The following is a 26,646-nucleotide window of genomic DNA, read 5'->3' as shown; positions in this document are numbered from 1 at the left end:
AATTTTAAAATTTAACCAATTTTTAATTATAATTAACTTAACTAACTAAAATTTTATTTTATTATGGCTTTATTGAACAAAAAAACAATGAACTTTCTTTATGGAATGGGGGCTGCAGTGGTAATCGTTGGAGCATTATTCAAATTGATTCACTTTGAAATCGGTCCTTTAACAGGAAGTGTTATGTTGACAATTGGTCTGTTAACAGAGGCTTTTATCTTTGCGTTATCGGCTTTTGAACCGGTGGATAAAGATTTAGATTGGACATTAGTGTACCCTGAATTAGCAGGTGGGGAAGCAAAGAAAAAAGACGTTAAAAAAGCAGAAAACCCAACAGAAGCTCAAGGTCTTTTATCTCAAAAATTAGACAACATGTTAAAAGAAGCTAAAATTGACGGTGAGTTAATGTCTAGCTTAGGAAACAGCATCAAAAACTTCGAAGCTGCAGCTAAAGGAATTGCTCCAACAGTTGATTCAGTTGCTTCTACTAAAAAATATGCTGAAGAAATGTCAATGGCAGCTGCTCAAATGGAATCTTTAAACAGTATGTATAAAGTTCAGTTAGAAAGCGCTACCCGTAATGCTGAAATTAATAAAGAAGTTGCTGAAAACAACTTGAAATTAAAAGATCAGATGCAATCATTGACTGCAAACCTATCTTCATTAAATAATGTGTATGGCGGAATGCTTTCTGCAATGAGCAACAGAAACTAATTAGTTGCATTTATTAATCTATTAAAAACTAATTAGAAGAAATGGCAGGAGGAAAATTAACCCCTAGACAGAAGATGATTAACCTGATGTACTTGGTTTTCATCGCAATGTTGGCATTAAACATGTCAAAAGAAGTTCTATCAGCTTTTGGTTTGATGAACGAGAAATTCGAAACAGCTAATTCTGCTGCAGTAGAAACAAATTCGCAAATTTTAAGTGCACTTGGCACTAAAGCAGCTGATAACCCGTCTCAATTCGGCGCTGCAAAAAAAATGGCTGATCAGGTAGCTGTCATAAGTAAGAATTTTTATGATTATATTGGGAAGCTTAAAACTGATTTAGTTGCAGGAGTTGAAAAAACTGAGCAGGGAAAATTACCTTATGAAGCAATGGATAAAGGTGATGCTATTGATCAATCTTGGTTTGCCGGTGATGGATATTCTGCAAAAGGTAAAGAAATTATCAACACCATTGAAAAGTATAAAGCTGATATGAAAGCAGTACTTGGAAATGATGCTAAATATAAGGCTATTGTTGGTGAGATTGACTCTAAATTCAGCACTGCTGATGTTAAAGATAGCGAAGGGATTACTAAAAAATTCTTAGATTATCATTATAAAGGATTCCCATCTATCGCTTCATTGACAAAATTAACAGCCATGCAAAATGATGTTAAAAATGTTGAAGCAGATTTATATAATGCTTTCATGGGTAACACTGCAATGGCAGCTGCATCTATGAAAAACTATAAAGCTTTCGTAATGATGGATAAATCAGCTTTCTTCCAGGGAGAGCAAGTTACAGGACGTGTAGTATTAGGTCGTTATGACGAGTCTACAGTTCCAAAAGCAGTTTCTGTAAACGGTGCTTCAACATCTATCGAAAATGGTTCTGCTATTTTCAAAATGGCTGCTGGTAGCGTTGGTGAAAAAGATATCAAAGGTAAGTTTACTTTCATGGAAGACAACAAACCAGTTGAAATCGAAATTGCAGGAAACTACGTTGTAGTTCCAAAACCAAACCAGGCAATTGTATCTGCTGACAAAATGAAAGTTGTTTACCGTGGTGTATCGAACCCTATTTCGGTTTCTGTACCAGGTATCTCTTCTGATAAAGTTAAAGCATCTGCACCTGGAATGGCATCTACTGGAAAACCAGGTCAATATAACCTTACACCAGGAGCTGGAAGCGATGTAACCATTAATGTTAGCGCTACTATGCCTGATGGAAAATCTTTCAGTAGTAAAGAAGTTTTCAGAATCAAAGGTTTACCTGCTCCAACTGGAAAAATCCGTGGTGAGGTTGCTGCTAAAGGAGCTAAATCGAACTTAGAGGTTTGTACAATCTCTGCTGAATTAGAAGATTTCGATTTCCCGGTTTCTGTTAACGTAACACAATTTAACATTAAAGTGCCAGGTCAGCCTACAATTGTAGTATCAGGTAACAAAATGGATGCAAGAGCTAAAGCTGCTATTGCTAAAGCTGGTAGAGGTGATATCGTAGTTATCTCTGAGATCAAAGCTAAATTCGTTGGATTAGATCAAATGCCAAAAAGAGTTGCACCTTGTACATTTGAAGTACAATAAAAACGACCAAGTTTGAGTTTATAATTACTTTAATAGTTTATAAAGAATAAAAAATGAATTGGAGAAATTTTTCATTAGTAATTGCATTTACTTTTAGTTCTATTGCAACTTATGCACAGTCTAATCTTTTGAATGCAAAAACCCCGGCTGATATCGGTAAAAAAACCGCAGCACAATTAAACGCTGATAATGACAAGCCGTTACCTTATGGTTATGTTGATGATCGTGATGTTTTAATGGGGAAGAAAATCTGGGAAATTGTTGACCTTGATGAAAGAGTTAATTTTCCTTTATATTATCCTGTAGATGGAAATTTAGGACCGGACAGAAAACCGCTTTATGAGGTTTTGGTTGACGGAATTAAAAACAACAAGCTTACTGAAATCTATGATGATAGTTATTTTACAACTAAAAAATCATTAAAAGATATCGAAGCTTCCCTGTTTAGAATTGACACTACTGATGCCGGTAAAGAGCAATACAACACCTTTACCGCAAAACAGAAAAAAGCAGGAGCGAAAATTTCGGAAGAGTATATCAACAAAACCGAAATCAGACCAAGTGACGTTTCTGATTATAAAATTGTAGGTTATTGGTATTTTGATACCCGTCAAGGTGAATTAAAATACAGAATGTTAGGAATCTGTCCTATTGTACCGGATGTTTATACGATGGACAAAGAGGAGAAAGAATACATCGAATTATTCTGGGTTTACTTCCCGTCTGCAAGAGATGTGTTACATGCAAACAAGGCCTTCAATGATAAAAACTCAGCAATGCCGATTACGTTTGATCACCTGTTAAACTCAAGACGCTTTAGTGGAGTAATCTACAGAGAAGAAAATGTTTACGGCGATAGACAAATTGAAGAATATGTAAAAGAAAATGCTCAAATGCAGTTATTGGAATCTGAGCGTGTAAAAGAAAAAATCCGCAACTTTGAACAAGATATGTGGAATTACTAAAAAATAATTTCTCCAATTTTATGAAAAACTCTTACCTTCCTGGGTAAGAGTTTTTTATTTTTGTACTATGGTAGATTATTTGATTGTTGGCTCCGGTATAGCCGGAATTTGTTTTGCAGAAACCGCCTTGCAGCAGGGTAAAACCATTATGGTTTTTGAAGATAACTCTTCTTCCTCTTCACGGGTGGCCGGAGGCTTGTATAACCCGGTTATTTTAAAGCGATTTAGTGAGGTTTGGAATGCTAAACAGCAATTGGATTACGGATTGCCTTTTTATGCGGCTATAGAAGATAAAATAGCGGCTAAATTTGACTTTAGGATTCCGATCTACAGGAAGTTTGCTTCCATTGAAGAACAGAACAACTGGTTCCAGGCTGCCGATAAGCCAAATCTGGCACCATTTCTTTCCACAACAATAATACATCGGGAATACCAGTCCATTACCTCTCAATTCGGTTTTGGGGAAGTGTTAATGACCGGTTATGTCGATACCAAAGTACTATTGGATTCCTACCTGGAGTTTTTAAACCGGAACAATTGGGTGCGGAAAGAACGTTTCGACTATTCCCGAATTGAATTCCTGGAAGAAGGTGTTTCCTATAGCGGTCTGAAAGCAAAACATATCATTTTTGCTGATGGCTTCGGATTGGTTCATAATCCGTTTTTCAAACAGCTGCCATTGGATGGAACCAAAGGAGAACTACTGCTCATTAAAGCACCGGATTTAAACCTTGACGTGGTTTTAAAATCCAGTATTTTTATCCTGCCTGTAGGGAATGATCTTTTTAAAGTGGGCGCCACCTACAATTGGGAGGATAAAACCGATTTGCCTACAGAAGCCGGTAAGCAGGAATTACTGGATAATCTGAAAGAACTGATTGACTGCGATTTTGAGATTGTAGAACATTTTGCCGGTGTTCGTCCTACGGTAAAAGACCGGCGTCCGTTAGTGGGTACTCATCATATTCATAACAATATTCATATCCTGAATGGCCTGGGCACACGTGGCGTGATGCTGGGGCCTGTTTTGGCAAAATCCTTATATGATGCTATCGAAAACAACATCCCTTTGGATGCGCAGATCGATATTAAACGCTGCTATAAAAAATTAGGAATCCGTCTGGATTCCTAAAATATTATGAATGGATGTTGTTTTTCCAATCTTTGTCATAATGCACAAAAAAGTTAATCCAGATATTCCGGGACAACCGCATAATGACAGGCATAAAAACAATTAAAGTAGCAATGATTGCTATAAATGCCGTTTTCAGGCTCAGACCTAAAAAAAGATAGGTGATCACAAAAGCGGCCACTCCAAAAGCAATACCCACTCCATAGCTCACATACATGGCTCCGTAAAAAAATGAGGGCTCTATTTTATAATAGGTGCCGCAGTGGCTGCATTTATCATGCATTTTAAATACGCTGCTCAATTTATACGGGTTTTTATCCACATACATGCTTTCTTCCTGGCATTTAGGACAACTTCCTGTTAAAATACTATTGAGTTTGGATCCTTTTTTTAACATTTGCATAAATTTTAGTAAAGGTACATCTTTTAAAAAATTACCTTTGTAACATTTGTAATAAAATTATGCTAAATATACACAATTTATCAGTTTCTTTTGGGGGTACTTATTTATTTGAAGAAGTAACTTTCCGATTGGGAGCGGGGGACAGAGTAGGACTTGTTGGAAAAAACGGAGCCGGTAAATCAACGATGCTAAAAATTCTCTCTCGGGAGCTGGCGCCGGATTCCGGTAGCATTGCTACTGAGAAAGAAGTAAAAATAGGATTCTTAAAACAGGATATCGATTTTGTAAAAGGAAGAACGGTTCTGGATGAAGCGTATCAGGCTTTTGAAGAGATCAAGCATGCCGAATTCAAGATGGAAGAAATCAACCATCAGCTGGCAACGCGAACCGATTATGAAAGCGCGGAATATTCGGAATTAATAGAACAATTAAGCGATGTTACCCACCATTATGAAATATTGGGAGGGTATAACTATATTGGCGATACAGAAAAAATCCTGTTAGGACTGGGGTTCAAACGGGAGGATTTTGACAAGCTGACGGATACTTTTTCCGGAGGCTGGAGAATGCGTATCGAACTGGCGAAGCTGTTATTGCAAACAAACGATATCTTATTGCTGGATGAGCCAACGAATCACCTGGATATTGAAAGTATCATCTGGCTGGAAAACTTTTTACGAAGCTTTCCGGGAGTAGTGGTGATCGTTTCCCACGATAAAATGTTTTTGGATAACGTAACGAACAGAACCATTGAGATTTCGTTAGGAAAAGCCTACGATTTTAATAAGCCATATACGGAATACCTGGTTTTACGTCAGGAAATCCGCGAGAAACAATTGGCTACACAAAAAAACCAGGCTAAAAAAATAGAGGAAACCGAAAAACTGATCGAGAAATTCCGTGCCAAAGCTTCCAAAGCTTCGATGGCGCAGTCTTTAATCAAGAAATTGGATAAAGTGGAACGTATCGAAGTGGATGAGGACGATAACTCTGTAATGAGCATTTCCTTTCCGGTTTCGATGATACCGGGCAGAGTAGTGATTGAAGCGGAACATGTTACGAAAAGTTACGGTGAGAAAACCATCTTAAAAGAAATATCGCTATTGGTAGAACGGGGCAGTAAAATTGCCTTTGTTGGTCAGAACGGACAAGGGAAATCCACTTTTATCAAAGCCATCGTAAATGAATTTGAATATGACGGAACCATCAAATTGGGGCATAATGTTCAGTTGGGGTATTTCGCGCAAAATCAGGCAGAGTATTTAGATGGTGAAAAAACCTTATTGGATACCATGACGGAAGCGGCAACAGATTCCAACCGTTCCAAAGTGCGTGACATGCTGGGAGCTTTCCTGTTTAGAGGCGATGATGTGGAGAAAAAGGTAAAAGTACTTTCCGGAGGAGAAAGAAACCGTTTGGCACTTTGTAAATTACTGTTACAGCCTATTAATGTGCTGGTAATGGATGAGCCTACGAATCACCTGGATATTAAATCCAAGAATGTACTGAAAGCCGCTTTACAGAAATTTGAAGGAACCCTGTTATTGGTATCGCACGACCGTGACTTCCTGCAGGGAATGTCTAACATTGTTTATGAATTTAAAGACCAGAAGATCCGCGAATATTTAGGCGATATCAACTTCTTCCTGGAACAGCGCAATGTACAGAACATGCGGGAAGTGGAGAAGAAAGATGTGGTAAAGGAAACGGTTCAGAAAGAAAATAAAGCACTGTCTTACGAAGAACAGAAAAAGAATAAAAGCCTGCAGAATAAGCTGAGTAAAATTGAAAGCCAGATTCAGCAGCTGGAAAAAGAAATCCAGAAAGATGATAAGGCACTGGCGGATAATTATGAAAAATTAATGCAGGATGCTTCCTTTTTCGCAGCCTATGAGAAAAAGAAAAAAGATCTGGACCAGTTCCTGGAAGAATGGGAAAAAGTACAGGAGGAAATAGAAGTGAACTCTTAAAAAAAACAGAAGAGGTTGTGCAAACAGCCTCTTTTTTTATTTAAAAGGATTTCGTTCCTGCCAGAGGGTTTCCGGCTCCAGCGATTTGAAAAGACGGGCGATATGGCGGTTTACCAAAGGATTGCTGTGCCTGATATAGCCATACATTTCCTGAGGTTTGGCACCAATGGAACTTTTGATCTCCAGGGCAGTCCGCGCAAAAACGATTTTTGAGAACCCTTTGTTAATGGAATAGGCTACCATATCATAAAGCATGTTCAGATACAGCATTTTTTCCCGTTGATGCTCTTCGTCATAACCCAGGAAATAGGTGTCTATTGCAGTTCCGTTTTTAATCAGCGTATTAAAACCGATCAGCTTGTCGTCAAGGAAATAACCGTAAAACAGGAATTGATCTTTGAGTAGTTTTTTCAGCTTATAAAAATGATTGTCAGCCAGAAAGAACGTATTAAAAGGAGCATTTTTGGCCACATTTTCATACAGGCGGTTAATAACCGGATTATGAGCCTGAATATCGTCCAGTGAAAATTTCTTTTTTTGGATTGCTTCCGCCTTTTTGTGAGATCGTTTGTACTGGTCCCGGTATTTTTTTGTCAGCGCCTGGATATAATCGGTTTCATGCTGCCAGGATTCCGGAATATCAAAAACCATATTCGGCTGGGTCGTAAAACGATAAAAAGAAGCGAAATCCGGGGTCTTAAAATATTCCGTTTCCGTTTCGGAGAAATCTTTAAAAACCGTTAAGTGAATTTTTAAGCGCTTTTTGCGGAAGATCTCTTTCAGTGCTTCCGATGCCTGGAAGAGCAGTGCAACAGCGTCTGTATTGCTAATTGTATCAAGCAAAGCGTAGGCATTCTGCCCGGTGAGCATATTGTTGCCAATGAACAATACATGTGAGCTGAAATTTTTAAAAACAAAATTCCGGACGGAAGTTTTCAGGCAGTTATCCCTTTCTCCGAATGAACCTACCTTATTGAGATCTAAAAACTGGGAAAGCGCAATACCTACCAGTTCTTGATTCTGAAACAAACCGATATAATGGCAGATCATATTTGCCGGAGCCGATTTTTCCAGTGCTTTTAAATAAGCAGTAGAAAGAAATATATTGGAATGGGCAATAGTATCCCAGTTTGTTGGGACTTCTGAAACAGCCGGATAAATTTTGTACGTAGTGTCTGTATTCACAAAAGAAAGAATCGCTCCACAAATGTAGAGCGATTAGTATTAAAATAAATGTTAAAACAAAATTTTCTATTTCATAGCACAAACAATACCACCCATAATCATACAGCTAATTACCCAAAAACCTCCGGCAATTAACGTGTAGCGCCACGAGCGTCTTTCAAATAAGGCACCGGTTCCGACAACCGGAAGTGCAAAAAACAGTCCGGAAATAAAACCGTGCAGCATGCCGTGTTTAAAAGTACGGAAAGCATCCCCGTAATCGGCCATAAAAGCATGGTAAGAAGGTTTGGCAAGGCTGGGGTCTCCACCAACCATTCCCAGTGCGCCATACTGATGAATTGTAAGGATTTGTAAAATAAAAGAAATAAAGAAAGCATATACAATTGCCATTCCGAAAATAACAAACATATTGGCTCCTTTCATCTTCTCTTCGGTCATTCCGGCCTCTTTCATCCATATCGTACCAAATACTTTAGGGTTGTACCAGATAAATCCAACAACAAGTGTGGATAGTGCCGCTAAGACTAATGCTAAAAAATTAATTTCCATGTTTTTTGTTTTTTGGTTAGTCAAAGTTAAAAAAATTAACAATGCTATTTGTGTTTTGATAAATAATGCTTCTTTTTTTGACTATAGTGTTGATTTTGTGTAATGCTATTGCGGATTTGCTTTTTAAGAAATACCTGAAAAGCAGCAATTCCAATACGCAAAAACACGCAAATCCATACGCGGACACGCAAATCTGAGAAATGTTCGTTTTGTATATGTTTGATAAATAATCAATTGTGTTTTTTTAAGGGTATTGCGTATAAATGCGTACCGGACAGGTATCCAAATTAGTCCATTTTGCTTTTACTTTGAATCGTTCTTCAAGTGAAAACAGGTTAATTGCGTTAAGTGAAAAGTAGTATGGTTTTCCTGTTTTCCTTACATAAGGTAATTTTTTGTTAATGTTGATGCTCCTTGATTTGTTAAGGAATTAAAGGAGCTATCAACTGAAAAATTTGAAAATGCTCATAGTTTTTTTTCATTTGGATTTTTCGGAATGTGGTTCTGAAAAGTGACATGGCCAATTTATTGGTTTTAGTATGTTATGAGGTACCTTACGGATAAAGATAGATACAAACAGTGAGGGTCTTTCTCAACTTAAGGGTGGTGTTTATTATTGTCTGGCTAATTGGGGAGTTAGTTCAGGCGGGCGGGGTACCTCAGCATGATTAGAAAAGAGTGTCGGAAGGCACTCTTTTTTATTGGGTAGCAAAGGATAATCGGGGCTGTAGTTTTTATATATTTGAAAGCGATACTACAAAGCGATGCAAAACCAGACAGCAGCAGACTTTATAACCGCGTTACAACTTCACCAGTCGGATGTGGAAAAAGAAAAATTACAGCGGTATTTTAAAACCGGAGAAGGAGAATATGGTGCCGGTGATGTTTTTATGGGCATACGCATGGGAGAACTCTTTAAAATTGCAGCGGCCTTTATGACTATGCCGCTGGACGAGGTGGAGCTGTTGCTGGACAGCCCGATACATGAAATCCGGGCAGGAGCATTGAGCATTATGGATAAAAAGGGACGGAGTAAAAAAACAACCGAACCGGAAAGAAAGGCGATGTTTGAATTGTATTTACGCCGCTTGGACCGGATCAATAACTGGGATCTGGTAGATGTGAGCTGCCAGTATGTAATCGGGCGCTATCTTGAGGATAAACCAAGGGATATTCTATACGAATTAGCACAGTCGGACGATAGGTGGGCAAGGCGTACGGCAATAGTGAGCACCGCTTACTTTTTAAGAAATAAACAGCCAGACGATACTTTTGCCATTGCCGCTATTCTGGTTAACGACCGGGAAGACCTTATTCATAAAGCGGTGGGCGGATGGCTCCGGCAGGCCGGAAAAACCGATAAAACCCGGCTGAAACGCTTTTTAGACGTACATGCGGCGGCCATGCCCAGAACGATGTTGCGGTATGCCACCGAACATTTTGATATCGCGGAAAAAGAATATTACCGGCAACTGAAATAATACTGGACAGGAATGCGTTTAATTCTTGCCTTGTTCAAACAAAAGCGGCTTTTAGAGCAGCTTGTACTCCACAGCCATTTTAATGAGTTCTGCTACATTTTTAGCGCCAAATTTCTGCAACAGGTTTCTGCGGTGTGTTTCTACCGTTAGCGGGCTCACAAAGAGTGCTTCGGCAATGGTGGCGGTGGTTTCGCCGTTTGCAATTTTTTCCAGAATCTGTTTTTCCCTTTTAGTAAGTGTCGGAATGGCCTTCCATTCGTTTTGGGAAGGTTTCAGCATGATTTCTTTGGCTTCCTTGCTAAAGGTCAGTTTGCCTTCCAGCGCTTCAGCAATACAATCCAGCAATTCGCCGGCATCGGCATTTTTAAGCAGGTAACCGCCGGCACCGTTTTGAAGCAACTGCATCATAATGCTGCGTTCGGACTGGTTGCTCAATCCAAGTATTACCGTTTCGGGAGCCGCTTTCTTTATTATTTTACACAGCTCAATACCGTGATAATCCGGAAGCATAATATCAAGTAAAACAATATCGACCTTATTGCTTTGTAAAAAGTCAAGAAAAGACGCTCCGTTGGTAAAGCTTACAGCGGTGATATTTTTTTCTCCTTTGAGTAGTGTTTTTAACCCTTCAATAACGATAGGATGGTCGTCAACAATGGCGAGTATTATTTTAGCGGGTTCAGACATATAGTTCTACATTTATTGCGGTTCCTTCGTTTGGAGCGGTATTGATCTCCATTTTTCCGCTAAGATATTTGATACGGTTTTCAATATTGGTAATTCCGATGCCCTTTTTATGTTCCAGTATGCTGCTGTCAAACCCTTTTCCGTTGTCTTCCACGGTAATAAAAAACAGGTTGCCGTTCTGGCTGCATTGTACCAGGATAACATTGGCTTCCGAATGGCGGATAGCATTCGACAACGCTTCCTGTACAATCCGGTAAATAATAACCTGGGTAGAAAGCGTCATATTGCTGTCGATATTAAAGGCTTCATAATTAATAGTGCAGGAGCTGGTTTGCAGGGATTCGCAAAGGTCTTTTAATGCGGTTTGCAAACCAAAGCGCAGTAGTGTTTCCGGCATCATGTTGCGGGCAATGCGGCGAAGCTCGGTAACGGCATTGTCGAGCTGTCCGGTAATTTTATTCAGTTCATCCGGATCGGGTGTGCGGTCTTTGTGAGCAGTTGCACCGGACAATTTGATTTTGACTCCGGCCAGCATACCGCCCAGACCATCATGTAAATCACTGGCCAGCCGGCGGCGCTCCCGTTCTTCGCCTTCCAGCATGGCTTCTGTATTGGAGAGCAACTGTTGCTGCTTCAGTTCTTTTAGCTGCTGTAAATGGTTGATCTCTTTTTGTCGGGAAAGTCTTTTCTGATTTTTGTAAAAAGCAAACGAAAGCATTGCAATGACCAGGAAGAACAGGGAAATGGCAGCCAGTAACCAGCTAAACAAACGATGGTTTTTGGCAGACAGGGCCACCTGTTTTTTTTCTGTTTCCAAAGCCGTAATCTTCTTTTGGTTCTCGGCGTTGTGGAAGCGGATTTCCATTTCGTTAATTCGCTCTTTCAGGTTGCTTTCGTTAAGACTGTCGCTTAATTTGCTGTATTTTTTTTGCCACAGATAAGCTTCGCCCATATCATTGAGGTACTCATTAACGGTTGCCAGCTGGGTATAAAACATTTTGCGATTGTTCACATCGGCAGCCAGAGTTCCTTCTTTTAATACGGAAAGGAGTAACTGCTTGGCATTCTTAAACTCTTTCTGCTCCAGATAAATGTTATACTTTCTGAAAATAAGCATTTGTAACAGCACTTTCTGGTTGTTGTTTATTGCAAGCCGGATACCGTTGTCCAGACTTTTCAGTGCGCTGTTGTAATATGTTTTGGCAGTGTAATACAGCCCTTCTGTATAGTAGTAGTTCGGATAATGGGACGATTCCGGATAAGGCTCCAGTATCTTTTTGGCTTTGTCCAGCATTATTTTCGCTTCATCAGTGTTGGCTTTGTAGATATAGTTGCTGGCGGCACCCAAATAGGCAAGCATTAATACGGTCGATTTCGGATGTTGGGTTGCCAATAATCCGATGGTTTTGTTAAAATAGATTTCCGCCTTGTCAAACTGGGCATTATACATGAGGAGCGTTCCCAGCTGCGAATAATAATGTGCTGTTTTTTCCGGTTTCCCGGATTGGGTAGCTAACGGAATGGATTTTTCGAGTAATGTCTTGATCAAAAAGCTGTCGCCTTTTTCATTCCGGACTGCAATAGCATAGTTATACCAGGCGGCAGCCTCGATTTCTTTACTGAAAGGGACTTTAAAAACAGCTAAGGCCTTTGTAGCTTTTTGTAATAACAGTTTGGCTTTTTCCGGATTCAGGCTGCTGTAATACTGGCCTTCGTAAAAATAAGCTGCTGCTTTGAGTACAGGATATTTAGCCGACAGGCGTTTTCCCGCTGTGAGGTAAGATTTGCTTTTAAGGGTGTCTTTTGCGCGCCAGTAATCGGAAAGTAAAAGATTGGCATTTGCCCGGATGCTGTCGGTTGTTTTGGACTGTATAATATGGGAAAGGCTGTCGGCATACGTTTTTTCATTTACAGGTAATAGCTGCTGGGCTCCTAACGGCGATGAAAAATACAACCAGAGACCAATAAAGAATATTATTTTTTTGAGAGAAACAATCCGGCTCATGATAAAAAATTAAGGGGTAACAAAATACAAATTTCCTGTGGGCAGCACTTTTGAAAAATGGATTTCCAGTCAAAGATTACAAAAAAACAGGGGAATTTATAAGCAGCTATTTAAAAATACCGGAAAACCAGTAGAAAAAATTACTCGTTTTCTGCGATTGTGACACTTTTGACAAGCCGCTACTTTTGTTAAGTAAAAGATTGTTAAACCATTTATAACTGTAAATTATGAAAAAGAAAATATTTTCAACATTGGTATTCGTGTTAGCGTTAGGTCTTTCGGTAACTTCCTGTGGAGGCAGCGACGACGGACCGGCTGCAACAACGGGAGGCAACAGGGTCGTAAAATACAAAGCATTTACGTCTGATAACGCCTTAATTTCAACGGTAATTCATACGAACGCACAGGGTGATCCGCAGTTAAATTCTGCTGTAAACGCCACCACATGGGAAAGTCCTGAAATAAACATGCCTTCCTCTGTTCCGGCAGTTACATTTGGAGCAAACGGACATGTTGTGACATCCGGACAAACCGGAACGCTTACGGTACAGATTATTGTAAACGGAACTGTGGTAAAAGAAAACGTATCAACAGGAGAAGCATTGTCTTCAACAACATCACATTAAAACCAAAGAGAAAGTGGTTGCTAAAATATTGAGCATGAAAAAAATTAATGCCCTGTTATTAATCACCCTGCTGGTTTTGGGATGGTCCTGTAGTGCTGTAAAAGAGGCCGACCGGAAAGCCAATAAAAATAAGATCACAACCTTATATCCGGAAGCTGTTTTTGACAGTATCCAGGCTAAAAAAGCAATTGGTTATGGCAAGGCGACAATTAAAGGCGTGTTGTTTACCAGGCAAAAAGGTGCTTATGGGATTAAACCGCTGATGGGCGGGAAAGTATACGGAACTAATCTGACGGTGTCGCTTTTCCCGGTAACCCCTTATTTTGAGGCCTGGTATGAAATGCGGAAATCAAAGGAAAACAAAAAAACGTATGTGTATATGTCTGATGCGGCATTTCGCTACCGTATTGATGCTAAAACAGATGAATACGGACGTTTTGTTTTTGAAAAAATGAAACCGGGTAAATATTTCCTGCAGGCAATGATGTCGGCAACATTTGCGCGGAACGGTCAGGAATATACCGGAACGGGTTATACGCCGTATGGGAATATTAATTATTACAGAAATAAGACCTATTACAAAGATCAGCATGAGCGAATGGAAAAGTTTATAGAAGTCGAAAAAGATGGAAGCGTGGTAGCGGTAAATTTGCGATAAGTATTACTACGATGACAACCCGATTCAATGCCGTAAAAAGCAGGAATCGGGTATCTTTTTTTTTAAAACCCTTCGTTTTTGTGAGAACAATTTTAAATAACAGGTTTCCTGCAATGTTATCGCGATTTTACCGTTATCTATCTGATTGATTTTAATGAAATTGAAAAAAAAGCGTCATAATGTGATGGAAATACATCAGATTTGCGATATTTGAAAATATAAACAATTAAAAAACAATAGGATATAACGTAAAACACCCCGGATAGCAATATGGATATAACAATATTTGATAGTTTGGAATCAGCAGCGGATACCAGTAAAGTAGATTTTATCGCAGTATTAAAATACCGGACAACCGAGCATGGAGACCGGACAACTGCAGCAGCATCGGGATACAGGCCGCAGGTTAAATTTGATTTTGCAGAAAAACAGACTTCCGGTGCGCAGTATTTTATCAATAAAGAATTGGTTTTTCCGGGCGAAAGGGTAGATGCAGCTATTAAGGTAGTGGCTGTCGACTTTTTTAAAAACGCACTGACGGAAGGAATGGAATTTGAATTTTGTGAAGGAGCCGTGATTGTGGGAGTAGGGAAGATCAAACAAATTGTCAATCCGGAATTGCAGAGAATCAGCTGATAGGATCAGTAAATAATATAAAAAAACCTCCAACAGTTGTGGAGGTTTTTTTTATAGGTTATTCTGCAGCCACTAATTTGCTGGCGCTTCTGTATAAAAACTCATTATAGATATGTCTTCTGGCAAAACGGCTTGGCGATTCGGCATTAATCATTTTGATATAGGTCGCTTTCGGAACACCAAAATATTCAAACTGACTTCCGTCTAAAAAGTTAATGTACAAAACACTGTTGTCCATATAGAACTCTAAAATGTTTGAAGTGCTGGTTGTTTTAATATATTCCGGTTTGTCTTTTTCCTGTGTTTCCGGAGCAATACTTACCAGAAAATGATAGGCCGCAATAATTTCTTTACTTCTTTCTTCGGCAGCAGCCAGTTCTTCATCATTACTGAATTTATCAGGATGACAGTCTTTCATGCTGTTTCGGTAAATGGTTTTCAGCTCTTTTAGCGTAGCGGTTTTGGTAACGTCAAGTAACTTTCTGTACTCAACAATTTTTTTCATGTTCATAAGTGACAAAATAAAAAACCATTCGTTATTGGAATGGCTTTTATAATAGTGCGCAAAGATACTATAATTATCGGTTGCTGAAAATAGTTTTTAGGAAACCTGTTAAATTGTTGGTATTTAGTGGATAATCCGGTTCTGAATGTGGTGCGTCCGGTATGCTGAATATCTTAACGGGGAATTTTTTTTAGCGATTGGTATTATTGATTATCCAGAGATTTCCGTTTTTAGTGACGATCTTATTTAACGTCCCTTCATTAGTCAGCTTTTGCAATAGCGTTTCGCTTTCTGTTTTTGATGATCCGGACAGTTCCGAAAATTCCCGGGTTGTCAGTGTGGGGTATTTGCCGAATAAACCGGTCCAGGTAGTATCATAATTCATTTTCGCTGCCTTTGGAAAAGCTTTCAGTACTGCGGCTTCAAATGCTGTATAGGGCTTAAAACCGTATACCGTTTGCGGATTGTTTGAGCTGTCCATAAAAAACAAGGTCGGAAATCCTCTGACGCCAAGTCGTCTGGCCAGTTCCAGATCTGCCTGAAACAGTTCTTTTGCTTTGTTTTCATAGTCTGTTTTGAGCTGTACGGTGTTCAATCCGGTTTCGGTAGCAGCTTTGCTGATGTGTTCCCATTTTGTGATGTTTTTCTTTTCCAGAAAGACCATTTCCCTGATTTTTCTCATGAAGGCAACAGCTTTCTGTTCATCCTGCATTTGGGCTGCCTTAAAAGCAATAGACGGCGGATAAGAAGAGTTTAGCGGATCTTCCAGCCATACATTTCCGTCAATCGGCATGTCATAATACGCGCTGACTTCATCCCAGTGATGCGCTACATCCGATGGTTTGCTGATACCGCCGCTGTTATAGTTCCAGTCGGGCAAAAGACCGCCCATCCGGTATTCGATTTCAATATTGTTTCCGTATTCCAGTTTGAGTTTTCTCAATTGCGGCTCAATACCCCAGCAGGAAGAACAGATAGGATCCGTGAAATAAATGATTTTTACCGGTTTTTGCTGCTCCGGTGCATAACCATTGTGCTGCTGTTGTGTGCTGCTGGGTATTTCACAAACACCGGTTTCCGGATTACACAAAAGCGGATTACTGTTGTTGTTTTCGTTCATTTTTTTATTGGTTTGTGACTGACAACCAAAGTTGGCAAGCAGGATTATTAAGATTAAAAAAGGTTTCATGTAGCTATTGATTGGGACTGCTTTTCGGTATAAACTATCCGGATGTTGATTGATAAGATGAACAGCAAAGTTCGGTATAAATGAAAAGCCAGTCAATTAGTCAAAAAAATATGACTGGAAAATAGGGGATGGCATAACGGGGAAGGGCAGTTAAAACAGTTTCAGAAGGAAGGTAGCCGTTTTAATTTTAAAACAACCCGTGTTAATTCCGGTAATGATTTTACCGCTATTTAAGCAGGAAATAATAAATCAGGATCCAGATTACTGTAAAAGCTAACCCGATATACAAAGTGGTTAGATTCTGTTTTAAGTCTTTTTTTACCAACAGTCGGTATAAAATCCAACCGATAAAAACGGCGAAAAAAATAATTGGGATATAAACTCGTAGCATAACTTGTTTTTTTATTTGTTAGATGTTTGATGCGGTTTACAAAAGCAGGCCGGTTTTACATTCCCGGCCAATATAGAACATTGAATTTGTGATTATCCGGGTCGGCAAAACCAAAGGTGTAACCCTGTTCAAAATTTTGGGGTTCGGAAAATAGGGTACCATTGGCAGACCTGACTTTTTCAACCCATTGCTCAACTTCTTCTTTACTGTTAGCAGATAAAGAAAATATGATTTCATTTGCATTTTTTGGAATTGAAAGACCGCCATTCATTTGTTGTGATAAACGTTGCCCGGTAAAGAAATTGATAATAAAATTATTCTGTCCGAAAACAAAACTGACCAATTCTTGATTGTCGCCATGGTCATTTCGTTTAAAACCAAGAGCGGAATAAAAAGCAGCGGTTTTCGCCAAATCACCGGAGACTAAATTTGCCCATATAAACCTTGTTTCCATAACCTTTTTATTTCAGTATATTAAAGGTAATGAATTTTAATATAAGAAAGCGGTGGCGATTTGTCCATTCATTTCCATTGCTGCCAAATCAAAAAACAGTATCGCTATACCTGGAAACAAGAGGGCAGTCCTAACGGTTGGAATGGTAATGAAATAATGGGTTAATCTGAGGAGGTAAAGGAGATTTTTGTTAATCTCATATTTCTATGTTGGAAAGTTACTGCTAACGTTCGGCGGCTTTGCGCTGTAGCGGTAAATTTAAGAAAAATATTCTGCGTGATGAAAAATTTCAGAAAACCGTTAGGTTTTCGGCGCAGCATTTAATAGCTATTGCGCGAAACCTCTGTTATGGGCTGTCTTTGCTCTCAAGATATAAGTAATGCGGGAAGATTGAATCTTTCTCAGTTTCGTTTATTTTCTTCACCCATTCCGAAAACTTGTAATTCACTTTGATAACAGAATCATTCACCAAACTATACTCACAAAAACTGTCGCCATTTTTCGGATATTTTTTCACGCCGTTTGAGTTTCTCAAAAACTTCATGTCAAGTAAACAATCTGTTTTATAAGTCCAAAGAAGTTCTATTTTGTCAGTTCCTGTGTGATAATGATTTGTGAAAAACCAATACAAACACTGACCATGAAATTGATAAACGGCGAATTCTTTTTGGAAAACAACCCTTACCCAATATTTTGCCGTGTCACGTTGTTTGGCTGCCCAAAAATAATCTTTATTGTCGGACATATAATCGCCAATTCTTTTCGGCTTACTTTCTGTATTTCTTTCCGGTAAATTTCCGTTGGCTTTCGGTTGTGATTTTTCTACAGGATTTTCCTTTTTACAACTTATTAAAAAAACAATAAGAAATGAAATTGCAATTTTTTTCATGTGAAGTTGTTTAAAGGTTGCCCATAACTTGTTAATAGGTGTGATAACATCATACATATATGTCTGTTTTTGGTTAGATACATATGACAAGAGTCATGTTTATTAACTAAAATAAATAAAAGTCACAAAACTTAAAAATCATAGAAAATTAAAAAATAAAATTTCATTATTTTTCTGAAGAGTTAGCATAAAAAAAAGCCCCAACAAAATGAAGGGGCTTTTTTTAGTAGCGGGAACAGGACTCGAACCTGTGACCTTCGGGTTATGAGCCCGACGAGCTGCCTACTGCTCTATCCCGCGATGTGCGTTTGTAATTTTCAGTCTGTAACTTAGTAGCGGGAACAGGACTCGAACCTGTGACCTTCGGGTTATGAGCCCGACGAGCTGCCTACTGCTCTATCCCGCGATGTGCGTTTTGTATTTTCAGTATGTCTACTTAGTAGCGGGAACAGGACTCGAACCTGTGACCTTCGGGTTATGAGCCCGACGAGCTGCCTACTGCTCTATCCCGCGATGTTTCGAGTGCAAAACTACGACGAATAGTTGGAATAACAAGTATTTTTCGAAAAAAATAAAATATTTATTCTTATTCGCTTGATATCCCTACCTTTGTAGGCTAAATTTTTTACTATGTCACACAAAGCAGGTTTTGTTAACATCATCGGTAATCCAAATGTTGGAAAATCAACATTAATGAATGCCTTTGTTGGAGAACGCCTTTCGATTATAACTTCCAAAGCTCAAACAACCCGTCACAGAATATTAGGGATCGTAAACGGAGACGATTTCCAGGTATTGTTTTCAGATACACCCGGAATCATCAAACCCGCTTACGAATTGCAATCGTCTATGATGGATTTTGTAAAGTCTGCTTTCGAAGATGCCGATGTGCTGATCTATATGGTAGAAATAGGAGAGAAGGAATTAAAAGATGAAGCCTTCTTTAATAAAATCATCCATGCCAAAATTCCGGTATTGCTGTTGTTGAATAAAATTGACAAATCCAATCAGGAACAATTGGAAGAGCAGGTAAACCTTTGGAAAGAAAAAGTGCCTAACGCAGAGATCTTCCCGATATCGGCATTGGAGAACTTTAATGTAAGTACGGTTTTCGACAGAATACTGGAATTACTGCCGGAATCGCCGGCATATTATCCAAAAGATGCGCTGACAGACAAACCGGAACGTTTCTTCGTAAATGAAACCATCCGTGAAAAAATCCTTTTAAACTACGAAAAGGAAATTCCGTATGCGGTGGAAATTGAAACGGAAGAATTCCTGGAAGACGATGATATTATCCGGATCAGAGCCGTTATCATGGTAGAACGCGAAACGCAGAAAGGAATCATCATCGGACATAAAGGTGCTGCTATTAAAAAAGTAGGTATTCAGGCACGTCAGGATCTGGAAAAATTCTTTGGCAAACAAATTCATATTGAAATGTTTGTAAAAGTAAATAAAGACTGGCGAAGCAACAGCTATCAGCTGCGCCGATTCGGATACAATCAAAATAAAAATAATTAATTAAAGATTTTGCCCGGGCGTATTTTTGAGCATGCTAAAATCAAAAAACGTACTTTTGCAAAAAATAGAGAAGAAAAATGAATAATATCGTAGCCATAGTAGGAAGGCCAAATGTTGGAAAATCAACTTTTTTCAACCGGTTAATCCAACGCCGTGAAGCCATAGTTGACTCTGTGAGCGGAGTAACGCGTGATCGTAATTATGGAAAAAGTGAGTGGAACGGAAAAGAATTTTCGGTTATTGATACAGGAGGATATATTAAAGGTTCTGATGATGTTTTTGAAGGAGAGATCCGCCGTCAGGTAGAACTGGCCATTGATGAGGCAGATGCCATTATCTTTATGGTGGATGTAGAGGAAGGAATCACCCCAATGGATGATGAAGTGGCGAAGCTGCTTCGAAAAGTAACCAAACCTGTTTTACTGGTTGTTAATAAAGTAGACAATGCGATGCGTGAAAAAGACGCTATCGAATTTTATAACCTTGGCTTAGGCGAATATTTCACTATTGCCGGAATGAACGGAAGCGGAACGGGAGAATTGTTAGATGCTCTTGTACAAACGCTGCCGGATTTGCCGGAAGTAACTGAAGAAGTGAACCCGTTACCGCGTTTTGCTGTAGTAGGACGTCCGAATGCCGGGAAATCATCTTTTATCAATGCCCTGATCGGCGAAGACCGTTTTGTGGTAACCGATATCGCCGGAACTACCCGTGATGCAATTGATACCAAATACAACCGTTTCGGATTTGAATTTAATCTGGTGGATACGGCCGGAATCCGTAGAAAAGCGAAAGTAAAAGAAGATCTGGAATTCTATTCTGTAATGCGTTCTGTTCGGGCTATCGAACACAGTGATGTTTGTATCCTGATGATCGATGCTACCCGCGGATTCGAAGGACAGGACCAGAGTATCTTCTGGCTGGCAGAAAAAAACAGAAAAGGAATTGTGATTCTGGTAAATAAATGGGACTTGGTGGAAAAAGATACCATGTCAACCCGTGATTACGAAGCGAAAATCCGCAGAGAACTGGAACCGTTTACCGATGTGCCAATTTTGTTCGTATCGGCCTTAACCAAACAACGTTTGCTGAAAGCACTGGAAACCGCTGTTGAAGTATACGAAAACAGAAAACAGCGTGTAGCCACTTCGAAATTTAACGAATTGATGCTGCCGATTATCGAGCACACGCCACCACCGGCATTAAAAGGAAAATATGTTAAGATCAAATATTGTATGCAGTTGCCGACACCAACACCACAGTTCGTGTTCTTTGCAAATCTGCCACAATATGTAAAGGATCCTTACAAACGATTTATTGAGAATAAACTTCGCGAAAACTATAATTTTTCAGGAGTTCCTATTGATATTTATTTCAGACAGAAATAGTTTGTTAAACTTTTTCTAATGAACGAATAAATTAAAGACGAAATCATTTCTTTTGCGGTTATTATGTTTACATATTAACCGCAATTTTTTTTAATGTAATGCAAAAAACTACCTTACTTTTTGCGTTTTTGTTATTAAGTTGCCTTTCATTTGCGCAAAGCACGATCAATGTAAAAGGCAAAATTATCGACAAAAACACAAATCTGCCGATTGAATCGGTAACGGTTTATTTATCTGCCGTAAAAGATTCCTCCTTGATTGACTACACGATTACCAACAAAAACGGTGTTTTTGATCTGAATGTAAAGAAAGTCAGCCAACCCGTTTTTCTGAAAGCCTCCATGATAGGTTATCAGGATTTTAAACAGGAAATGAAAGAAATTACGGCTTCAAAAGATTTGGGTACGATTGCTATGCTGGCTACAGCCAAAGCGCTGGATGAGGTTATTGTAAAAGCGGAAGCGCCGCCCATCCGTATTAAAAGCGATACGCTGGAATTTAATGCAGCCTCCTTTAAAGTGCGTCCGGATGCCAATGTGGAAACAATGTTGAAACAATTGCCGGGAGTAGAAGTAGACACCGACGGGAAAATTACCGTAAACGGTAAAGAAGTAAACCAGATATTGGTTAACGGGAAACCGTTTTTCGATAAAGACGGGAAAATAGCTTTGCAGAGCCTTCCTGCCGAGATTATCAATAAAATACAGGTAACGGATACCAAATCTAAAAAAGAAGAGATCTCCGGCCAGAAAGCCAGTTCGAATAACACGACGATCAACCTGACCATAGATGAGGATAAAAACAAAGGATTCTTCGGTAAATTTATGGGTGGTTATGGTACCGACAGCCGCTATGAAAGCAGTGCTTTGGTAAACTACTTTAAAGGAAAACGAAAGATCAGCTTTTTGGGTTCGTCCAATAATATCAATTCCACCGGATTCTCGATGAATGAAATCTTCGATAATATGGGCGGCGGCCGGAATACTTCGATGAGTTCCGGCAGCGACGGCAGTTTCGGGGTTAACGGAATGAGCTTCGGTGGCGGTAAAGGAATTACACAATCGGATATGATCGGGATAAACTATGCCGATGAATTTTTTAAAGGTTTTGATGTGAGCGGAAACTATTTCTACAGGGATGCGACCTCTAAAAATACCAACCGGTCCCGCAGCCAGAATTTCCTTCCGGACAGAACGATCATTACGGAATCCAACGGAACAACCCGTGATGACAGGTATGCTCATAACGGAGGTATCAATATTGAATATACTATCGATTCCACCACGACGGTATATATAGCGCCCCGTTTTTCCAAAAGCAATGCAGTCAATAAAAGCCAGTCGGCAGAATTTACCACCGGAGAAAATAATAAGCTGTTAAACGATAGCAACAGTAACCTGTATAATGAAAATGACAGCAACAGTTTCAGTAATTCATTAAACTTCTATAAAAAGCTGAATAAGAAAGGAAGAGCGTTGAATTTCAGTCTGGATAACTCGAATGCCAAGAATACCGGAAGTGCTTTGAATCAGTCGAAAACCCGGTTTTATGATCCGAACGGTGACCTGCTCAAAACAGACAACAGGGACCAGATTCGCTACAACCGTAACTTTAATGACAAAATAGATGTGGGACTGGAATATTTGGAGCCCATAGTGGATTCAATACGTTTAAAACTCGCTGTCGACTACAACTGGAACAAAACGCTGGAAAATAATACCGCATTTAATTTTGACGGCGATACGCAGCTGTATGACATTCAGAACGACAGCCTGTCTAATTTTTTACGCACTAAAACCATTACGGTGAATCCGAAAGCGGGAATTAATATTGAAAAGAAAAATATATATTTAGGAGCCTATTTCGGGACTTCGATAACCCGATTGAATAACGAATCGTTTTACCTGTATAAGGACACCAAACTGATCCGGGATTATATGCTGCCTTCAGCAGAATTTCACATGAGTTATAAGCTGTCCAAGGCTAAATCCATCTGGACGAGTTATTCCTATCAGGTTTCTTTCCCGTCGGCTACACAATTGCTGCCGGTTGAAGACCTTTCCAGTGCTTTGGTGAGTTTTACCGGAAATCCGGATCTGAACCCCAATAAAAGCCACTATGTATATTTGAGTTATAGCAATTATGACTATGCTTCGCGTTCGGGTTATAGCTTTTATACCGGAGGACAATATTATGACAGCCAGATAATCTCGTCAACGGTTTATGACGAAAGTGCCAAAAGAACCACCAGCTATGAAAATGTATCGGGTGTTTTTAATACCTGGACAGGACTCAACTGGAACAAATCGTTTAAAAGGGAAGTACACTCGTTTAGAGTGAGTGCCGGTACCGGAATGAATTTTAATAAATATAAAGGCTATACCAATGCCGAAATGTATGATGCATTTAATTACAGGTTCCGGGCAAGAGCTAACTTTACATGGGATTACGGCGAATTGTTAAGCGTTAATCCATCCTATAGCTATACGTATAACGATACGCAATATACCAACTATAGTATCAATTCCGCATCGACCTACCAGCACCAGATCAACCTGCAAACCACCAGTTACTGGCCAAAAGGACTGGTTATTGGTAACGATTTTGGATACACCTATAATTCGGCTATATCAGACGGGTTTAAAAAAGACTTTTACCTCTGGAATACCAGCATCGGATACAATTTCTTTAATGACAGGATGAATTTTAAAGTAAAGGTCTACGATTTGCTGAATCAGAACCAGAGTACGATGAGGAGCATTACCGCAACCAATATTCGCGATGAGGAAAATGTAGTACTGAAACGATATGCTATGTTTTCCTTGACCTATAAAATTGAAAAATTTGCCGGGAAAGAGAAAAAAGGCGGTAAAAGACAATTTTAAAAAACCATACTAAAAAAGAAGCTGTGCAAACAGCTTCTTTTTTGCAAAAAAACAAAATACATTTGCAAACTAATTAAAGACAACCAAGCAAAAAACAGCATGAAATATTTTTACGCAGGCATAGTGCTTTCAGCCTTAATGGGTTGTGAGTCCGAAAGAAAAACATTATACGATGTAAAAACACTACCAACAGAGTGGGTACGGCTAACCAAAACCAGTGAAGGCTTGGTGGTTTACAATACCTGCGATGCCGGAAACCTGTTGCTGACGATTACGCATACCGGGAAAAAATCGGAGATTTTCCTTCACGGACAGCAGGAAGACCAGGAATTTGAAATTCTAAATGCCTACCAGACCAAAAACGATACGATTGTTGTAAAAACAAAATGGAAAGGTACCCGGACAGCTCAGGATTTTAAATTCATTCCTGCCGAAAAAGAAAAACATTTGGGCCGCTGGATAACGACTTATCCTTCGGGAATGACCTCAAACAATATATTTGTCACTACCGAAAAACAAATGCACTATCCTAAAATAGACCAGCCTTGTAAGGAATGCTGGGGGGAGGAATGTGATGATGAGGTGAAGAATGAATTGTAGGAAGGGTAAGAGGCAAGGGGGAAAAGCAAGGAGCAAAGGGCAAAGGGCAATGGGCAATTGTGAAATTAACAAATAGTAATTGACATACGGATGATGATTATAGCATTATTACTTTTATTCATACCAATCGTTTTTCAGCTTGTTTACGGAAACAAAGCGATAAAAGAAAGCATTACAATGGATCTGTTTACGGTTAGTATGATCAGTCTGGGAAGTCAGTTGGTGATTCCGGTGCTTGCCGCGCTGATAGGTTCAATAGGCTTTACAGGACGTTGCGGACTACCACTTGTCGGTTTAGCTGTTTCCGGATACATGCTGTACCCTGTTTTACTGGTTATTATCGGAATACAATGGTATGTGAAAAGAAGTTACCGGTAGTTTTAACAGACCTTGATCTTAAAATAGCAAAGCGGAGTAATTACTCCGCTTTTTTTTAGGGTCATAGCGGAATAAAACCGTTTTTAATTAGAATTAAATACTACTTTTTCAAACATTATTCTAAATTTTATTTGTATATCTCAAAATAAAGTTTTATGTTTATCCTATTGTAATACAACAACATACACTCCCCATTAAAATAACATACGGTTATCGTTCCCCATATAACCGAAACAAACAGCAACAGGAATAGCCTTTTGCTGCACCGGCTGTTTTTTGTGTAAACCCACAAAAGTTCTAACCGGTAAACAGGTAATATTTGTAAATCTAAAAGCGAGATTATGAATCAAAAACAAATTAAAACCATTTGTTATGCCGTATTGTTTATACTTGGGGGATTGCTCACCGGATGCGAATTGGAAGAAGACGTTATTCAGAAGAATGCTTACCGGGAACGGCTTGCCATCCGCAACAGCACTTTTGACGCGCTCTCAAAGGAACAGCCTTTTGTACAGGCACTTTCCGGCTTAAACAAAGGCAAGCACGGCAAAGGCAGCTTCTCCAGAACAATCATGGAAGCCCAATACGGCTTTACGATTTTACCGGATAAAGCGGTTGTGATCGAAAAAGAAGGGAAAACCTCCTATACCTTTCAGATCGTCCGGGAAACACCGGACAGCACCTGTTTTGAAAACCTGGTGATCCATACGGATAATCCCGGCTCTACCAGGGCTTTTATCGTAAAATACACTCCGGAAGTCCCCATCGTTCCGAGTGTCACACACGAATCCTTTTATTTTAGCGGAGCAATCCGCATCACACCGATTGAATACAATGCTGAGCTGGCAGGGAAAAAAATAGTCTGTGTTACGGCAACGGTGATGATGTGTGACCAGTCCTGGTCGGGAAGCGGATCGACCACACCGCATGTGGCGACTCAGTATTGTAACAACCCGAATCACTTGTTTGAGGTAACCACCACGACCTGCGATATGGTGGCCGGAGGCGGCAGTTTTGGCGCCGGCGCCGGACAATACTCCGGTGGTGATGGTATGGGCGGTACCGGAGGTGGCGGCGGTGATGGCGAACCCGGAAATGATGATGGACTGACACCGCCGAATCCTTGTCCGCGTTGTCCTGATTTTACAACCGTTCCGGTGTTGGAAGATGATCCTACAGAACCTTCAGCACCTCCCACACCTTGTTATCATTTAAAAAGATTGACCGATAATCCGTCTGTTAAGCTATCTTTTGCGACACTTGAAGCAAGAAAAAATCAACCGGGCGAGTGGGGATTTGCCTTTAGAAATTTTGACAGTACTTCTACTTCCATTATGGCACCAACAGTTATAGAGGCATCCAGTCAGAATCCTAATATATTAAACATGGCAGCTTATATCGGAGGGAATTATATAGGAGCAGCACATACCCATCCTCCTCCGTCTTTTGGATATTATCCTATGTTTAGTTTTGATGATCTTGAATATTTAATGAGAGTAGCGCTTAAACATAATAATGGAGGCCAACCCAAAGACTGGACCCAATATGTATTAACACTGACTACTTATGATGGTGTTTTCGCTATAAAAATTAAAGATCCTTTGAAGTTTTACACTAATTTTAACCTGAAAAGGGCATTCATAGAAAATCAGATTGAAAAGGAGTATCGTAAAATAAAGCCTGGAGGAAACATGGATAAATTCAAACTGGCGTTATTAAAAATTATTGAAGATTTTGACTTAGGAATGGGGTTATACGAAGCAACTGATAATGTTACTAAGTGGGGTGAATTGGAAAATATTAAAGGCAAGCCTAATTTGAAACCATGTTAAGAATAATTCTTATT

24 protein-coding genes and 3 tRNA genes are annotated in these 26,646 nt (G+C 39.5%); 15 read left to right on the top strand and 12 right to left on the bottom strand.

The genetic code is table 11. The annotated features are described in order from the left end of the window. Positions 1–63: 63 nt before the first annotated feature. The 4 genes from porL to HW120_RS00630 all read left to right on the top strand — a co-directional run bounded on the left by porL (position 64) and on the right by HW120_RS00630 (position 4,397). Positions 64–714: a type IX secretion system motor protein PorL/GldL gene (gene porL / locus HW120_RS00645; protein WP_177729965.1), complete on the top strand. Its 651-nt coding sequence runs from the start codon at positions 64–66 to the stop codon at positions 712–714. 41 nt (positions 715–755) lie between these two features. After that, entirely contained in the window at positions 756–2,300 is a 1,545-nt protein-coding gene (gene porM, locus HW120_RS00640) for a type IX secretion system motor protein PorM/GldM (RefSeq protein ID WP_177729964.1), read from the top strand. 53 nt (positions 2,301–2,353) lie between these two features. Then, positions 2,354–3,265: a type IX secretion system ring subunit PorN/GldN gene (gene porN / locus HW120_RS00635; protein ID WP_177729963.1), complete on the top strand. Its 912-nt coding sequence runs from the start codon at positions 2,354–2,356 to the stop codon at positions 3,263–3,265. 67 nt (positions 3,266–3,332) lie between these two features. Then, a complete protein-coding gene (locus HW120_RS00630; RefSeq protein ID WP_177729962.1) occupies positions 3,333–4,397 on the top strand; it encodes an NAD(P)/FAD-dependent oxidoreductase in 1,065 nt (354 codons plus the stop codon). Between the two features lie 4 nt (positions 4,398–4,401). Here the strand turns inward: HW120_RS00630 and HW120_RS00625 are convergent, their stop codons facing one another. Continuing rightward, complete coding sequence (locus HW120_RS00625) at positions 4,402–4,794, bottom strand: DUF983 domain-containing protein (protein ID WP_177729961.1); 393 nt, start codon at positions 4,792–4,794, stop codon at positions 4,402–4,404. 65 nt (positions 4,795–4,859) lie between these two features. Here HW120_RS00625 and HW120_RS00620 point away from each other — a divergent pair, with 65 nt between their 5' ends. Further along, a complete protein-coding gene (locus tag HW120_RS00620) occupies positions 4,860–6,770 on the top strand; it encodes an ABC-F family ATP-binding cassette domain-containing protein (RefSeq protein ID WP_177729960.1) in 1,911 nt (636 codons plus the stop codon). Positions 6,771–6,806: 36 nt separating this feature from the next. Here HW120_RS00620 and HW120_RS00615 read toward each other — a convergent pair whose 3' ends face one another. Both HW120_RS00615 and HW120_RS00610 read right to left on the bottom strand, forming a co-directional pair. After that, positions 6,807–7,955 (bottom strand): GNAT family N-acetyltransferase, encoded by a 1,149-nt coding sequence (locus tag HW120_RS00615; protein ID WP_177729959.1) that lies wholly within the window; start codon positions 7,953–7,955, stop codon positions 6,807–6,809. A gap of 66 nt (positions 7,956–8,021) precedes the next feature. Further along, the gene (locus tag HW120_RS00610; RefSeq protein ID WP_177729958.1) at positions 8,022–8,504 is read right to left on the bottom strand and encodes a DUF1761 domain-containing protein; all 483 of its coding nucleotides are present in this window, start codon (positions 8,502–8,504) and stop codon (positions 8,022–8,024) included. A gap of 764 nt (positions 8,505–9,268) precedes the next feature. On the opposite strand from HW120_RS00610, the gene HW120_RS00605 reads away from it, so the two are divergent. Beyond that, complete coding sequence (locus HW120_RS00605; RefSeq protein WP_177729957.1) at positions 9,269–9,985, top strand: DNA alkylation repair protein; 717 nt, start codon at positions 9,269–9,271, stop codon at positions 9,983–9,985. A gap of 51 nt (positions 9,986–10,036) precedes the next feature. Here HW120_RS00605 and HW120_RS00600 read toward each other — a convergent pair whose 3' ends face one another. Together HW120_RS00600 and HW120_RS00595 are read right to left on the bottom strand one after the other, a co-directional pair. Beyond that, positions 10,037–10,672, bottom strand: a complete 636-nt coding sequence (locus HW120_RS00600) for a response regulator transcription factor (protein WP_177729956.1) — start codon at positions 10,670–10,672, stop codon at positions 10,037–10,039. Further along, positions 10,665–12,677, bottom strand: coding sequence for a sensor histidine kinase (locus tag HW120_RS00595; RefSeq protein ID WP_177729955.1), 2,013 nt, complete (start codon positions 12,675–12,677; stop codon positions 10,665–10,667). The genes HW120_RS00600 and HW120_RS00595 overlap by 8 nt, the downstream gene beginning before the upstream one ends. A 227-nt stretch (positions 12,678–12,904) precedes the next feature. On the opposite strand from HW120_RS00595, the gene HW120_RS00590 reads away from it, so the two are divergent. From HW120_RS00590 to HW120_RS00580, 3 genes are all read left to right on the top strand, one after another. Beyond that, the gene (locus HW120_RS00590; RefSeq protein WP_177729954.1) at positions 12,905–13,303 is read left to right on the top strand and encodes a hypothetical protein; all 399 of its coding nucleotides are present in this window, start codon (positions 12,905–12,907) and stop codon (positions 13,301–13,303) included. Positions 13,304–13,337: 34 nt separating this feature from the next. Further along, positions 13,338–13,961 (top strand): hypothetical protein, encoded by a 624-nt coding sequence (locus HW120_RS00585; RefSeq protein ID WP_177729953.1) that lies wholly within the window; start codon positions 13,338–13,340, stop codon positions 13,959–13,961. A 270-nt stretch (positions 13,962–14,231) separates the two neighbouring features. Next, positions 14,232–14,597 (top strand): hypothetical protein, encoded by a 366-nt coding sequence (locus HW120_RS00580; RefSeq protein ID WP_177729952.1) that lies wholly within the window; start codon positions 14,232–14,234, stop codon positions 14,595–14,597. A gap of 58 nt (positions 14,598–14,655) precedes the next feature. On the opposite strand, the gene HW120_RS00575 is transcribed toward HW120_RS00580, so the two are convergent. From HW120_RS00575 to HW120_RS00545, 7 genes are all read right to left on the bottom strand, one after another. Continuing rightward, entirely contained in the window at positions 14,656–15,102 is a 447-nt protein-coding gene (locus tag HW120_RS00575; protein ID WP_177736098.1) for a KTSC domain-containing protein, read from the bottom strand. A 190-nt stretch (positions 15,103–15,292) separates the two neighbouring features. Further along, positions 15,293–16,222 carry a ClpXP adapter SpxH family protein gene (locus tag HW120_RS00570; RefSeq protein WP_177736096.1) on the bottom strand — a complete coding sequence of 310 codons (930 nt, stop codon included), beginning with the start codon at positions 16,220–16,222 and terminating at the stop codon, positions 15,293–15,295. 515 nt (positions 16,223–16,737) lie between these two features. Next, entirely contained in the window at positions 16,738–17,136 is a 399-nt protein-coding gene (locus HW120_RS00565) for a VOC family protein (RefSeq protein WP_177729951.1), read from the bottom strand. A 346-nt stretch (positions 17,137–17,482) separates the two neighbouring features. Next, positions 17,483–18,025, bottom strand: coding sequence for a hypothetical protein (locus HW120_RS00560; RefSeq protein WP_177729950.1), 543 nt, complete (start codon positions 18,023–18,025; stop codon positions 17,483–17,485). A gap of 227 nt (positions 18,026–18,252) precedes the next feature. After that, positions 18,253–18,325 (bottom strand) — tRNA-Met (locus HW120_RS00555). Between the two features lie 33 nt (positions 18,326–18,358). Then, positions 18,359–18,431 (bottom strand) — tRNA-Met (locus HW120_RS00550). A 34-nt stretch (positions 18,432–18,465) separates the two neighbouring features. Next, positions 18,466–18,538: transfer RNA gene (locus HW120_RS00545), tRNA-Met, on the bottom strand. 117 nt (positions 18,539–18,655) lie between these two features. On the opposite strand from HW120_RS00545, the gene era reads away from it, so the two are divergent. The 6 genes from era to HW120_RS00515 all read left to right on the top strand — a co-directional run bounded on the left by era (position 18,656) and on the right by HW120_RS00515 (position 26,632). Continuing rightward, complete coding sequence (gene era, locus HW120_RS00540; RefSeq protein WP_177729949.1) at positions 18,656–19,549, top strand: GTPase Era; 894 nt, start codon at positions 18,656–18,658, stop codon at positions 19,547–19,549. Between the two features lie 77 nt (positions 19,550–19,626). After that, positions 19,627–20,937 carry a ribosome biogenesis GTPase Der gene (der, locus tag HW120_RS00535; RefSeq protein WP_177729948.1) on the top strand — a complete coding sequence of 437 codons (1,311 nt, stop codon included), beginning with the start codon at positions 19,627–19,629 and terminating at the stop codon, positions 20,935–20,937. Between the two features lie 98 nt (positions 20,938–21,035). After that, on the top strand, positions 21,036–23,822 hold the full coding sequence (locus HW120_RS00530) for an outer membrane beta-barrel protein (protein WP_177729947.1): 2,787 nt from the start codon (positions 21,036–21,038) through the stop codon (positions 23,820–23,822). 99 nt (positions 23,823–23,921) lie between these two features. Further along, positions 23,922–24,422: a hypothetical protein gene (locus HW120_RS00525; protein WP_177729946.1), complete on the top strand. Its 501-nt coding sequence runs from the start codon at positions 23,922–23,924 to the stop codon at positions 24,420–24,422. A 90-nt stretch (positions 24,423–24,512) separates the two neighbouring features. Continuing rightward, the gene (locus HW120_RS00520) at positions 24,513–24,800 is read left to right on the top strand and encodes a hypothetical protein (protein ID WP_177729945.1); all 288 of its coding nucleotides are present in this window, start codon (positions 24,513–24,515) and stop codon (positions 24,798–24,800) included. A 341-nt stretch (positions 24,801–25,141) separates the two neighbouring features. Further along, positions 25,142–26,632 (top strand): hypothetical protein, encoded by a 1,491-nt coding sequence (locus tag HW120_RS00515; protein WP_177729944.1) that lies wholly within the window; start codon positions 25,142–25,144, stop codon positions 26,630–26,632. The last annotated feature ends 14 nt before the right edge of the window (positions 26,633–26,646 follow it).

The organism is Flavobacterium inviolabile (assembly GCF_013389455.1).
In the GTDB taxonomy this organism is placed as follows: domain Bacteria; phylum Bacteroidota; class Bacteroidia; order Flavobacteriales; family Flavobacteriaceae; genus Flavobacterium; species Flavobacterium inviolabile.
Note: the sequence above shows the minus strand (reverse complement) of the source record. Positions and strands in the feature narration are given on the sequence as shown.